Annotated in this window: 8 protein-coding genes and 1 pseudogene; 5 read left to right on the top strand and 4 right to left on the bottom strand. The window is 73.0% G+C overall.

What is annotated here, in order from left to right:
• Positions 1-337, top strand: a pseudogene (locus ACWGKQ_RS22850) (asparagine synthase-related protein); the annotation flags it as partial.
• 387 nt (positions 338-724) lie between these two features.
• A complete protein-coding gene (locus ACWGKQ_RS22845) occupies positions 725-4,018 on the top strand; it encodes a BTAD domain-containing putative transcriptional regulator (protein WP_453293791.1) in 3,294 nt (1,097 codons plus the stop codon).
• A gap of 15 nt (positions 4,019-4,033) precedes the next feature.
• Here ACWGKQ_RS22845 and ACWGKQ_RS22840 read toward each other — a convergent pair whose 3' ends face one another.
• A complete protein-coding gene (locus ACWGKQ_RS22840; RefSeq protein ID WP_453293790.1) occupies positions 4,034-5,893 on the bottom strand; it encodes a sigma-70 family RNA polymerase sigma factor in 1,860 nt (619 codons plus the stop codon).
• Positions 5,894-6,160: 267 nt separating this feature from the next.
• The gene (locus ACWGKQ_RS22835) at positions 6,161-6,946 is read right to left on the bottom strand and encodes a TetR family transcriptional regulator (RefSeq protein WP_453293789.1); all 786 of its coding nucleotides are present in this window, start codon (positions 6,944-6,946) and stop codon (positions 6,161-6,163) included.
• Positions 6,947-7,348: 402 nt separating this feature from the next.
• On the opposite strand from ACWGKQ_RS22835, the gene ACWGKQ_RS22830 reads away from it, so the two are divergent.
• Both ACWGKQ_RS22830 and ACWGKQ_RS22825 read left to right on the top strand, forming a co-directional pair.
• Positions 7,349-8,728, top strand: coding sequence for an NAD(P)/FAD-dependent oxidoreductase (locus ACWGKQ_RS22830; protein ID WP_453293788.1), 1,380 nt, complete (start codon positions 7,349-7,351; stop codon positions 8,726-8,728).
• A gap of 191 nt (positions 8,729-8,919) precedes the next feature.
• The gene (locus tag ACWGKQ_RS22825; protein WP_453293787.1) at positions 8,920-10,566 is read left to right on the top strand and encodes an ATP-binding SpoIIE family protein phosphatase; all 1,647 of its coding nucleotides are present in this window, start codon (positions 8,920-8,922) and stop codon (positions 10,564-10,566) included.
• A gap of 165 nt (positions 10,567-10,731) precedes the next feature.
• Here the strand turns inward: ACWGKQ_RS22825 and ACWGKQ_RS22820 are convergent, their stop codons facing one another.
• Positions 10,732-12,018, bottom strand: coding sequence for an MFS transporter (locus ACWGKQ_RS22820; protein ID WP_453293786.1), 1,287 nt, complete (start codon positions 12,016-12,018; stop codon positions 10,732-10,734).
• A gap of 128 nt (positions 12,019-12,146) precedes the next feature.
• On the opposite strand from ACWGKQ_RS22820, the gene ACWGKQ_RS22815 reads away from it, so the two are divergent.
• On the top strand, positions 12,147-12,695 hold the full coding sequence (locus ACWGKQ_RS22815; RefSeq protein ID WP_453293785.1) for a MarR family winged helix-turn-helix transcriptional regulator: 549 nt from the start codon (positions 12,147-12,149) through the stop codon (positions 12,693-12,695).
• A 319-nt stretch (positions 12,696-13,014) separates the two neighbouring features.
• Here the strand turns inward: ACWGKQ_RS22815 and ACWGKQ_RS22810 are convergent.
• The coding region (locus ACWGKQ_RS22810; protein ID WP_352094450.1) for a hypothetical protein at positions 13,015-13,230 on the bottom strand (216 nt) is incomplete at its 5' end.

The raw sequence follows: 13,230 nt of genomic DNA, 5'->3' as shown, positions 1-13,230 counted from the left end.
GGGGGGGCTGGGGGCCCCCCCAGCCCCAGGACCCGCGGCGGCCCCACCCGGCGGGGGGCTGGGCGGGGGCCCCCTCGACCTGATCTCCCTCTTCTCGACGCCGCTGCTGGCGCAGGCGGGCCTGGTGGAGGCGAGGGTGGTCCGCAAGGCGCTCCGCGCGGCGGCCGCGGGCGAGCCGCTGCCGCTGGACGGGCTGGCCGACCTGGTCTCCCTGGAACTGTGGCTGCGCCGGCTCCTCTCCCGCCGGGGCACCTGCTGGACGGGGACACCGGCACGGGCCCGTGCGGTCCCTGCGGGGGTGACGCCGATGAGGGGGGCGTTGGCGTCGGGGGCGTGAGGTTGTGAGGGGGGCACCGCATCTGGGGGCTGCCGCCCCCAGGCCCCCGCATTCGGGGTGGGGGCCTGGTGATTCGGCTGCGGCCCGGTGGGGGCCGATCGCGCAGTTCCCCGCGCCCCTTACGGGGCGCTGTAGTTGCCGCTTCTCCCCAGCCGCGGGCGCTCGTGACCTATCTCAGCTGCGGGCAGTCGTGCCGCTGGGGCGGCACGGGTGGGCGCAGCGGCACCCGGCCAGCGCCGGTGAGCGACACCCCCTGCCCCCAGCCCCCACCCCGGGCAACCCTCGACGCCGGCGTCGGCACCCCCCCCCGCCCCCACCCCGGGCAACCCGCAACCCCCGGCGTCGAAACTCCGTGCCCCTTCCTCCGCCCCCGGCGACAATGGCCCGGTGCGGTACCGAATCCTGGGTGTGACCCAAGCAACCGACGACCAGGGCGCCTCCATACCCGTCGGCGGCCCCCGCCTCCGCGCCCTGCTCACCGTCCTCGCCCTCCACCCCACCCGCACCCTCACCCCCGAGACCCTCATCGGCGAGATCTGGGCGACGGACGACGACCCGCCGCAGGACGCTCCGGCCGCCCTCCAGGCCCTCGTCGGCCGGCTCCGCCGCAGCCTCGGCAAGGACGTCATCACGTCGACGCCCGGCGGCTACCGCCTGGAGGCGACCGAGGACGACATCGACCTGCACGTCTTCGAGCGGCAGGTACGTGAAGGCAGCCACGCCCTGAGCACCGGCGACCCGGCGACAGCCCACCGGCTCCTCACCGAGGCCCTCGCCCTGTGGCGCGGCCCCGCTCTCGCCGACCTCCCCGACCGCACCGCGGCCGCCGCCCGCCCGGAGGCGCTCCGGCTGGAAGCCACCCGCACCCGCGCCGACGCCGCCCTCCGCCTCGGCCGCGCCGCCGACGCCGTACCGGAGCTGACCGAGCTCACCACGGCCCACCCGTACGACGAGCCGCTGCAGGCCCTGCTCATCCGCGCCCTGCGCGACACCGGCCGCCCGGCGGACGCCCTCGCCGCGTACGAGACCGCCCGCCGCACCCTCGCCGACGGCCTCGGCACCGACCCGGGCCCGGAACTCCAGGCACTGCACGCGTCGTTGCTCACGCAGGAACCCACCCCCCTCGGCGCACCCCCGCCCCGCACCGGCAACCTCCGTCCGCGTCTTACCTCTTTCGTGGGCCGGGAACCCGAACTCGAAGCCGTTCGTTCCGAATTGCACAGGACCCGTCTCGTCACCCTCACCGGACCGGGCGGCTCCGGAAAGACCCGTCTCGCCGAGGAGGCCGCCGCCGGGCTCCCGCAGGCATGGCTCGTCGAGCTCGCCCCGCTCGACCGGCCCGAGGCGGTGCCGAGCGCGGTGGTCAGCGCGCTCGGTCTGCGCGAGACCGTGCTCATGACCAACGAGCTGGCGACCGTGCAGACCGACCCCACGGCCCTGCTCGTCGAGTACTGCGCCCCGCGCAGCCAACTCCTGATCCTTGACAACTGCGAACATGTCATCGAAGCGGCGGCCGCCCTCGCCGAGACCCTGCTCACCCACTGCCCGGGACTCACGGTCCTCGCCACCAGCCGTGAACCCCTGGGCGTCCCCGGCGAGTCGGTGCGCCCGGTCGAGCCCCTCGCCCCCGAGCAGGCGCACCGCCTCTTCGAGGAGCGCGCCGCCACCGTCCGACCCGGTACCGGGGCGAGCGACGCGGCGGCTGTCGACGAGATCTGCCGCCGCCTGGACGGACTGCCCCTGGCGATCGAGCTCGCGGCGGCCCGGCTGCGGCTGCTGACACCCCGGCAGATCGCCGACCGGCTCGACGACCGCTTCCGCCTGCTCACCGCCGGCAGCCGCACGGTCCTGCCCCGCCAGCAGACCCTGCGCGCGGTCGTCGACTGGTCCTGGGACCTGCTGGACGAGCGGGAGCGGACCATGCTGCGCGAGGTGTCCGTCTTCGCCGGCGGCTGGGATCTCGCGGCGGCGGAGGCCGTGTGCACCGGACCGGCCGCCGACCTGGTCGGCGCACTCGTCGACAAGTCCCTGATCGTCGCCACCCCGGACGGCACGGAGGGCGCCGGCGGCACCGGCGGTATGCGCTACCGCATGCTGGAGACCATCCACGAGTACGCCGTCGAGCGCGCCGCGGAGGTTCCCGGGCTGCGCGCGGCGGCCGAGCGGCGGCACGGCGCGTGGGTGTGCGCGCTCGTGGCGGACGCGGAGCCGAGACTGCGCTCGGGGGAGCAGCTCCCCTGGATCCGCCGCCTGGAGACCGACCTCGACAACATCCGGGCCGCCCTCGACCGGTCGGTCCGCGCGGGCGACGAGGCGCAGGCGGGCCGCATCGTCCTCGCCGTCGGCTGGTTCTGGTGGCTGCGCAACTACCGCCAGGAGGCGTCGGTCTCGGTGCGCGCGGTACTGCGCCTGGGCGTCGCCCGGGACGCCCTGCCCGAGGGCGCCGGTCCGGACGAGCTGCGCGCGCTCGCCGACGTGGCGGACCCCGTGGGCGCGCTGCTGGCCGCCCCCGACGCCGAGGCCGGGCACCCGCTGTACGAGCTGCGCATGGACCTCAGGATGCTCGACCTGTTCCTGGCCTCCGAGTCCGGCCAGCCGGACCTGGTGACGGACGAGCGGACTCCGCGGTACGTCGCGCTCGTCCGGGCCGCCTTCGAGCCGGGCGGTCCCCGGGCCGCCCGGCTGCCGGGCATCATCTGGCCGCTCACCGCGTGGACCCTGGGCGGCCCCGCCGTGGACATCGCCCCGGACATGTCCGCGGTGGTCGCCAACTGCCGGGAGTACGGCGGTGACTGGGAGATCGGCGTCACCCTGATGTACCGCACCCACATCCTGGTCGACTCACCCGGCAACCTGCGGGGCGTCGACGAGGACCTGGCCGAGCTGCGCGTCCTCAGCCGGCGGGTCGGGGACCGCTGGATGGGGGCGCAGGTGTGCAGCGCGGCCGGCGAGGCGGCCATGGCGCGCGGCCGGTTCGAGGCGGCGGAGAGCGAGTACCGGGAGGCGCTGCGGCTCGCCCACGAGGTCGGTGCGTACGCGGAGACGCCGTTCCTGCTGGCGCGGCTCGCCGAGATCGCCTTCCGCTCCGGGGACCGGGCGGGTGCCCGGGTCGCCCTCGACCGGGCGGGCGAGGCCTCCGACCGGTACGGGGTGGCGGAGTCGAAGGCGTACGTGGCGGTGCTGCTGGCGCTGCTGGCCCACTACGACGGGGACCTGCCCCGGGCGCGCGAGTACTACGAGACCGCCCGTGTCATGACGGCGGCCGGCTCCGCGCCCCCGCAGTTCATGGCCGCGATCCATGCCGTCGACGCCATGCTCACGGCCCTGGAGCACGGCCCCGCGCGGGCGCTGCCGGTCGTGGCCGAGGGGCTGCGCGAGGCGGTGGAGTACCGGTGCGCCGAGGTGATCACGGCGGCGTTGGTGGACGTCGGCGCCGACCTGCTGGCCCGGCTCGGCGATCTGGCGGGTGCGGTACGGCTGTACGCCGCCGCCGACCACTGGCGGGCCGGCAGCATCCGCCCCGAGCCGGAGCGCACCCGCGCCGAGGAGGTCGACGCGGCCGCCCGCGCGACGCTGACCCCGCGGCGCTACGCGGCCGAGCGCTCGCGCGGAGCCTCCCTCACCGAGGAGGACGCCCTGCGCGAGCTGAGCAGCACGCCGACCGCCGCCACCGCCACCTGAACCAGGGCGCCGCCCCTACCGGCAGGTGAACCTCGACTCGGCCCAGTCGGCGAGCGCCAGCGTGTCGAAGGCGGTCTGCGGTTCGACCACCAGACGCACGGTCCGGCGCCCGGTGAGATCCACATGGACGGGTACGGCGGCCTGTCCGCCCTCGACCACCCCGGACCGCCACAGCCGCACCCCGTCCGCGTAGACGGCGAAGGCGACCCTGCCGAGGCCGAGGGTCATGTCGTCGACGCCGGCCGTCGCGTCGTAGGCGGTGCACTGCCGGTTGAGGTCGATGGTGACGGAGGACCGGCCGTGCACGGTCACGCCGTGCGCGTACTCCGTGCCGGCGACCGTCACGCCGTACCGCTGCCACACCCAGCTGCTCTCGCCGAGCCGCATCTCGGGCCGGGTGCCGTCACCGGTGATGTCGAAGCGCAGCTCGCTCCACTGGTAGACGACCGGGGCGGCCGGCGGAGTGGGCGTCGGCGTGGGAGTGGGGGTCGGCCTCGGGGTCGGTGTTGGCGACGGGGTGGGGGCCGGCTTCGGGCTCGGGGTGGGCCTGGGGCTCGGGGTCGGCGTCGGGGTGGGTGTCGGGGTCGGTTCGGGGGCGAGGACGACCGGCTCGGGCGCCGGTTTCCGCTTCGCCGGGGTGGGGGTCGGTGTCCCGGGCTGCACGACCGGCGTGGACGGGGTGGGTCTGACGGCCTCCTTGACGGGGTGGCTGTCGTTCGTCAGGGCGAGGGCCACCACCGCGACCGCCGCCGCGACCACTCCGGCGGCGATACCGGCCTTCACCGGCCCCGCGAGCCCCTCCGAGGCCGCGGCACCCCCGCCGCCGCCCGCCCCGCCGGACGAACCGCTCGCCGCGGCGGCCGCACCCGCGGCCCCCACTCCCGCGCCCCCGGCGATGATCCCGAGCGCCTTGGCGTACCCGGCGGCCCCGAACCAGCCGATGACCGCGACCGGCACGACGGCCGGGATACCGCTCGCCACCTCTTCGATCTGGGCGGCGGCCAGCCGGCACCTGGCGCACTCCTCCAGGTGCTTGCGCAGCCCCCGCTCGGCGCGCACCCGCAGCTTGCGGCGGGCGTAGCCGCCGAGCTGGTCGGCGTAGCGGGCGCACTCCTCGTCGTCGACGAGGGAGGCGCTCACATGGGCCTGGAGGTAGGCCTGCTTGAGGCCCTCGCGAGCCCGGCTGGCCAGGACCCGGGTGCCGTTGGCGTCCAGCCCGAAGAGGACGGCCACCTCGCTCGGCGACTCGTCCTCGACCTCGGTGTGCCACAGCACGGCCTGCCAGCGCTCCGGCAGCGAACGGAAGGCCTGCATCGCCATCGACTGCTCGGCCTCGTGCATCGCACGCACGTCCGCGCCGAGGTCGATCGTGTCGGCGTCTGACACCTCGGTGCCGTGCGCGGCCTGCGCGGCGAACAGCGCGAAGTCGTCCACGAGTTGCTCACGCCGGGCCGACTTGGTCCACTGCGCGGCGACCCGCCGTACCGAGGTGAGCAGATAGGCGCGCACGGCGTACTCGGGCCCGGAACCACCGCGCACCGCCTGCAACATGCGGGCGAAGACCTCGGCGGTCAGGTCGTCGGCGGTGTGCCCGTCCCGGCAGCAGGATCGCGCGTAGCGCCGTACCGCGTCCGCGTGCCGCCGGTACAGCTCCTCGTACGCCGAGTCGTCACCGGCCCGCATCCGCTCGATCAACTGGCTGTCGGGATGCGGAAGTTCCCGGGGCGGCGGCAGCACACTCCCGTCACGCTGTGCCGGAACGTTCCCTTCCGGCGGTTTCCCGGCCGGCGGCACCGCGGCCCGCCCGCCCTGGCTGGGCACCTGCGGCGAGGTCGTCCCCTCACCCACGGGCTCGTCCCACCCGTCAACACCCATAGTGGAACGCCCCCGATGCCAGCCCGACCGACCGAATCACCGACTCAGCCTGCCACACCGCCTTCTACCGGGACCCCCGAGCGACGAAACGGTCACCCGGAAGGGGAAACGCCGACTGCTGTGCCCCGACTACCGCGCCCCGAAGGGGCGCGGGGCTGTGTTTGATTTGCGGCTACCGCCGGCGGGCGCGACCGGCCACAGCCGACCCGCACCCGCCCACGGCACACGCTCCTGCGAAGCCACCCGGCCGACCGAGCAAGGTCACCGTCAGGTACGAGACCGCAACCCCTCCAACAGGATGTCGAGCAGCCGGGACGAAGCCGCCGCCTGCTGCGCAGCATCCGGCAGGGACGGCGCCGCCGTCGCGATCACCAGCAGCACGTCGGAGACGGAGACGTCCGGCCGCAACTCACCGGCCGCCCGCGCCCGTTCCACCAGCCGCCCCACGACGTCGAGCAGCGCGGCCGCGCCCGTGTCGTCGGCGGCGATGTCGGCCACCGGCTCCCGCTCCTGCGACACCAGCCGCAACTCCCCGGCCCCCGGCTGCGTCCGCTGCTGCGGCACCCGGGCCTCCTCGGCCCCGGAGCCGGCCACGGCACTGCCGCCGATCTCCTCCGGCACCCCGACCCGCAGCACCTGAGGCGGCAGCAACCGCCCCGCCCCCGACGCCACCGACGTCCGCAGGAAGCGCGACAGCGCCGACCACGGCTCGTCCTCCTGCCCGAGCGCGGCCCGCGCCTGGTCGGTCAGCCGGGAGGTCTCCTCCTCGGCTATCCGCCGTACCAGCACGTCCTTGCTCGGGAAGCGCCGGTACACGGTGCCGACCCCGACCCGCGCCCGCCGCGCCACGTCCTCCATCGGCGCGCCGTACCCCAGCTCGCCGAAGACCTCGCGCGCCGCACGCAGCACGTGCTCCAGATTGCGCTGTGCGTCCACTCGCAACGGCGTGGTACGCGGCCCGTCACCGCGTCCGTTGCCCGCCGTCGCGCTCACCGTTCCGCCACCGGCCGCGAGAGCGGATACCGATGACCAATGCGTGTCCTGAATGTGCATTTGTTTTCCCCCGGTTAACGACGTCTCCCCCCGGAGACTCCCCGTCACTGATTAGCCGGAGCAAGCGGAACTGCGGCCGACCCATGACCGATCCATGGACCGCGGGCCGGCCGGGCCGCCCATCGCGGACCGATCGACCACATCCCCTACACCCCGTCGACACACGAACATAGTTGAGAGGCTGTCAATTCAGAAGGGGGACGTTCCGCACGGAGCGCCCCCCGATCGGAGTACGAGTCGCTTACCTCCCGATTCGACGCCTTCGCACCCCCCTGCCCGCCCCCGCTGACCTGGTCCCTTTCGTCCGGCCGTGGGCGCGCGCCCGGCGCCCGGCACAGCCGTCCCCCGGTCACACAAATTGCCGGGGCTGTGGACAAACAACAGTCACGGGTGCGTCATGGGATGGTGAAGGAACGTGCGCGCATTCTCGTTGTCGGTGGCGGCTACGTCGGGATGTACACGGCCCTGCGGCTGCAACGGAAGCTGAAGCGGGAGCTCAGGCAGGGTGAGGTCGACATCACTGTCGTCGCCCCCGACCCCTACATGACGTACCAGCCGTTCCTTCCCGAGGCGGCCGCGGGTTCGATTTCCCCTCGTCATGTCGTCGTACCCCTGCGACGCGTTCTGGACCGGTGTCATGTGGTCATCGGCGAGGTGACGTCCGTCGAACACGCCGAGCGCACCGCCGAAGTCGCCACCCTCGCCACCGCCGAGGAGCGAAAAGGCGCCACTTTCCTGGAGTACGACGAACTGGTCCTCGCCCCCGGCTCGGTCTCGCGCACGCTGCCCGTCCCCGGTCTCGCCGAGCACGGCATCGGCTTCAAGACCGTCGAGGAGGCCATCGGCCTGCGCAACCACGTCATCGAGCAGATGGACATCGCCTCCTCCACCCGTGACCCCGCGATCCGCGACGCGGCCCTCACCTTCGTCTTCGTCGGCGGCGGCTACGCGGGCGTGGAGGCCCTCGGCGAACTGGAGGACATGGCCCGCTACACCACGCGGTACTACCACAACATCCAGCCCGAGGACATGAAGTGGATCCTGGTCGAGGCCACCGACCGGATCCTCCCCGAGGTCGGCGCCGAGATGGGCCGCTACACCGTCACCGAACTGCGCCGCCGCAACATCCAGGTGCTGCTCGACACCCGCCTGGAGTCCTGCGTCGACCGCGTCGCCGTCCTCAGCGACGGCCAGCGCTTCCCGACCCGCACCCTCGTCTGGACGGCCGGCGTCAAACCGCACCCCCTGGTCGCCGCCACCGACCTGCCGCGCACCTCGCGCGGACGGCTGAAATGCACCGCCGAGCTGACGATCGACGGCGTCGACCACGCATGGGCCGCGGGCGACGCCGCCGCCGTCCCCGACGTCACCGCCGCCGAACCCGGCACCGAGACCGCCCCCAACGCCCAGCACGCGGTCCGCCAGGCCAGGGTCCTCGCCGACAACATCGTCCACGCCCTGCGCGACGAACCCCTCGACACCTACGCCCACAAATACGTCGGCTCGGTCGCCTCGCTCGGCCTCCACAAGGGCGTCGCCCAGGTCTACGGCCGCAGGCTGAAGGGCTACCCTGCCTGGTTCATGCACCGCGTCTACCACCTGAGCAGGGTGCCCACCTTCAACCGGAAGGCCCGCGTCCTCGCCGAATGGACCCTCTCCGGGCTCTTCAAACGGGAGATCGTCTCGCTCGGATCACTCGAACATCCTCGAGCGGAGTTCGAACTCGCGGCCGGTGGAAAACATCCTCACAGTCCCTCCGACGACTCGAACGGGTCGTCCTGACGGAACTCAGGAACTCCACGGACCGCCCCGGCGTCTGACGGATGTCGTCGCCGACGGCCACCCTGCCAGACTGCCCCCAGACCGAGCACAAGGCTTCTTCCACCCTCTCCCCAGAACTGCACCGGGGGACATCCCCCGGCCCCCGGCCGCTCCCCGAGCCGGCCGGAGACGACGACACGAGGCAAGGTTTCGTGAACTTCACGCGCTGGAGCGCCCGGCTCCCCGGAACGCAGCGCCGCGCCGCAGCGCGGACCGAGCACGCGGTTCCCCCGGACCGGCGGGGGGAAGGATCCGTGCCCGCGGCCCGCGCCGAACAACTGACCGACGAGCCATCCTGCGTCCCAGCCGTCGACGAACTGCCCGCCCGCGGCGTCCTCGACCACGTCCCGGCCCTGGTCGCCCTCGTCCACGGCCCCGACCACCACATCGCGTACGTCAACGACGCCTATACGACGGCCTTCGGCGTACGCCCCCCGGGCGCCCCCGCCCGCGAGGCCCTCCCCGAACTCGCCGAACTGGGCCTCCTCCCCCTCCTCGACCAGGTCCTGCGCAGCGGCAAGCCCCGCACGCTCAAGTCCCGCAAGGCGCTCGACGGCCGCACCTACACGTTCACCTGCACCCCGGTCGCCGAGAACGGCGACCGCGACGGCGGCGTCCTCCTCTTCGCCACCGACGTCACCGACCACGCAGAGGCGGCGGAGCGGCTGCGCGCCAGCGAACGCCGGCAGCGCGAAACGGCCGTGACCCTGCAGCGCTCGCTGCTCCCGCAGGAACTGGAACAGCCGGACGACCTCCGGATCGCCGCGACCTACCAGCCCGGCGGCACCGAGGCCGCGGTCGGCGGCGACTGGTACGACGTCATCACCCTCGGCGGCGGCCGCACCGCCCTCGTCATCGGCGACGTGATGGGCCGGGGCGTCCGCGCGGCGGCCGTCATGGGCCAGCTCCGGACAGCGGTCCGCGCCTACGCCCGCCTGGACCTCCCCCCGCACGAGGTCCTCCAGCTCCTCGACGGCCTCGCCACCGAGATCGACCCCAACCAGATCGCCACCTGCGTCTACGCCGTCCACGACCCCAACGAGGGCCGACTGGTGTACGCCTCCGCCGGCCACCTCCCGATCCTGGTCCGCGACGAGCACGGGAGCGTGCTGCGCACCGAGGAACCGACCGGACCGCCGCTCGGCACCGGCGGCTGGGTCCACGCGTCCGCCTCGGTCCCGCTGGGCCCCGGCTCGACGGCCGTCCTCTACACGGACGGCCTGGTCGAACGCCGGGACGCGGACCTGGACCAGGGCATCGAGGCCCTGGCACACGCACTGGCAGGCGCCACCGGCACCCCGCAGGTCGTCTGCGACCGCCTGGTCCGCTCGGCCGGCGTCACGGCCGACCACGACGACGACGTCGCCGTCCTGGTCCTCCAGCACCCGGCCCGTACGGGCCCCGACAGCGACCTGTTCCGCAACGCCGCGCTGGAACTCCTCGGCGGCATCGAGGCGGCGCCACGCGCCCGGGCGTTCGCCTCCGGCGTGCTGGCCAGCTGGCGCTTCCCGGCCGATCTCCATGACCTGGGCGTCCTCGCGACGAGCGAGCTGGTCGCCAACTCCCTCCAGCACGGCACCCCGCCCATGCGGCTGCGGCTCCGCCGCACCGACCGCCGACTGATCATCGAGGTGACGGACGGCGACGACCACCTGCCGCGCCGCCGCCGTGCGGAACCGGGCGACGAGTCGGGAAGGGGCATCGCGATCGTGGCGACGATCGCCTCGGGGTGGGGGTCGAGAAGGACGCCCGGGGGAGGAAAGGCGGTGTGGTGCGAGTTCGTACTGCCGAAGGGGTAGGGGGCGGATCGTTGTTCGGCTGCGGGTCAGTGGGGGCTGGTCGCGCAGTTCCCCGCGCCCCTTACGGGGCTCGATGTCCGCGGGCAGTCGTGCCGCTGGGGCGGCACGGGTGGGCGCGGGCGGCACCCTGCAAGCGCCGGTAAGCGTCCCCACCCCCGCCCCCCACTACGCGGACACGGACTCCGAAGTCGCCCCACCTCGCGCCACGACCCTGCTTCTGGCAGCGAGCCAAGGCCGGTCCTGGACGTCAGTCAGCCGCTTCCCCAGCCGCACCGCCAGCACACTGATCCCCAGCGAGAACAGCAGGAACGTCACGACGTACGGCGCATGCAGCGAGGCCCCCATCGGCCCGCCCACCGCCGGCCCCACCGCCAGCGCCAGCTGCTTGACCAGCGCGAACGCCGAGTTGTACTGCCCGGCCATACCCTCCGGCGCCAGGTCGGCCACCAGCGGAGCCACCGTCGGCGACAGCATCGCCTCACCCAGTCCGAACAGCGCGTACGTCGACACGAACGCGGCCGTCGCCATCTCCTGGCTGCCGTGCCCCAGCCCCGCGTACCCGGCCGTGACCCACGCCACGGCCCAGATCAGCCCGACCCCGGCGATCACCCGCGACCGCCGCCGGCGCTCGACGAACTTGAGCACGGCGAACTGCGCGACGACGATCATCAGCGTGTTCGCGGCCAGCGCGGTCCCCAGCGCGGACGTGGATATCCCCGCCGCCTCGACGCCGTACGCGCTCAGCCCGGACTCGAACTGCCCGTAGCACGCGAAGAACAGCACGAAGCCCAGCACGGACAGCTGCACCATCGCCCGGTTCCCCAGCAACTGCTTCCAGCTGCCCTTCGCCGACGTCGAGCCCGGCGCGTCCGTGATCCGCGGCGAGTGCGGTACCCGCACCGTCGCCATCACGACGGCCAGCAGCAGGAACATCGCCGCCTCGATCGCGAAGAGGAGGGTGAAGGAGGAGACCCGGGTGGTGTCGACGAGGTGGCCGCCTATGAGGCCACCGACTCCCAGCCCCAGGTTCTGCAGGAAGAACTGCGTCGCGAAGGCCCGGGACCGGGTCTCCGCCGTCGAGCAGTCCACGATCATCGTCGCCAGCGCCGGCTGCATCACTGCCTGCCCGGCCCCGAGCAGCGCCGCCGCGGCCAGCACGGTCGGACCGCTTCCCGCCAGCCCCAGGCTCAGCGCGCCGATCGCGGCCGTCACCAGGGCGGTGAGAAGGACCGGCAGTGGGCCGCGCCGCACGATCGCCCGGCCGGCGAACGGCAGCACTGTCAACGCGGCCACGGCGAAGACGGCGAGCACGAACCCCGCCGTCATGGCACCGAGCCCCCGCACCTGCGCCACATAGACGTACAGGTAGGGGACGGTGAAACCGAGCCCGAACGCGCTGAGTGCGTTGCCCACGTGGATCCGGCGCATCGCTGCGCCCATCGCCCTGGTCACGTTCACCTCTCTCAGGTCGTCAAGTCATGGACTGCTGAAGTCTCAAGACTTTGAAGCTAAAGTTCGAAGCTAAAGACTACATCGTGAAGGACTTCAACGCCAAGCACGCCCGTGCGATACTTCGGCCCATGGCCGACACCCCCGGCGCCGGCGAGCCGACCCTCGACGAGCAGATCGCCGCCTACCAGCGCGAATTCCAGGACCTCGACCCCCAGGTCGAGAAGATCGTCTCGGCGCTCTCCCGGCTCAACCGCCGTATGAACGTCGCCTACGGCCGCCAGACCGGCGCCCTCGGCATCAGCAGCGCGGAGTGGGAGGTCCTGAAGGCCCTCGTCCTCTCCGGCGTCCCGTACCGCATGGGCCCCAGCGAGCTGGCCAAGCGCCTCGGACTCACCCCCGCCGCGATGACCCACCGCATCGACCGGATGGTCGCCGAGGGGCTCGTCACCCGGGAGAGGGACGAGTCCAACCGCGTCCGGGTGATCGTCGAGCTGACCCCCGACGGACGCGAGAAGTGGCTGGAGGCCATGCGCCTCGCCTCCGTCTTCGAGGAGGATCTGCTCCAGGACCTCTCCCCGGCGGAACGCGGGGTGCTCGGCGAGGTCCTCACCAGGCTGCTGCGCCGCGTCGAGCACGCCCAGCCCGACGCCGGCGGCCGGCTCACCGACCTGGACTGACGCCGACGCGCGGGCCGTGGAAAAAATCTTGACAGGGGAGGCTTGACACCCCCCTGCCCGCCCCGTAATGTTCTTCGGGTTGCCGCGGGGCCGTAACGGTTCTGCGACAGCACCTCCGCCGCATGAGCGGCACCCCAAACCACCAGCACGATCTCCCGACCGGGTTGATTTCGGCGTGCCCGAATTCAATTCGATTTCGGGTCTCAGTGGTGCTCGATCGGACCGCACGGCCCGATTGGGAATCGCGGAGCGGATCCGCTAAGGTTTGGGACGTCGGAACGGCCCAACGGCCGGGAAGGCAACTCCCGCTGACTGGGAATCAGACGCCGAAAGGATCTGATAGAGTCGGAACCGCCGGAAAGGGAAACGCGAGAGCGGAAACCTGGAAAGCACCGAGGAAATCGGGTCGAGAAAAGATCTGATAGAGTCGGAAACGCAAGACCGAAGGGAAGCCCGGAGGAAAGCCCGAGAGGGTGAGTACAAAGGAAGCGACCGTTCCTTGAGAACTCAACAGCGTGCCAAAAGTCAACGCCAG

The sequence above is a fragment of the Streptomyces sp. NPDC054770 genome, from assembly GCF_053611985.1.
This window is presented reverse-complemented; position numbering and strand designations above follow the sequence as displayed.

What these genes read in the sequence shown, in the direction of transcription:
- ACWGKQ_RS22840 (WP_453293790.1), bottom strand. Translation starts at nt 5,893, where the DNA reads ATGGGTGTTGACGGGTGGGACGAGCCCGTGGGTGAGGGGACGACCTCG.
- ACWGKQ_RS22830 (WP_453293788.1), top strand. Translation starts at nt 7,349, where the DNA reads ATGGTGAAGGAACGTGCGCGCATTCTCGTTGTCGGTGGCGGCTACGTC.
- ACWGKQ_RS22835 (WP_453293789.1), bottom strand. Translation starts at nt 6,946, where the DNA reads ATGCACATTCAGGACACGCATTGGTCATCGGTATCCGCTCTCGCGGCC.
- ACWGKQ_RS22815 (WP_453293785.1), top strand. Translation starts at nt 12,147, where the DNA reads ATGGCCGACACCCCCGGCGCCGGCGAGCCGACCCTCGACGAGCAGATC.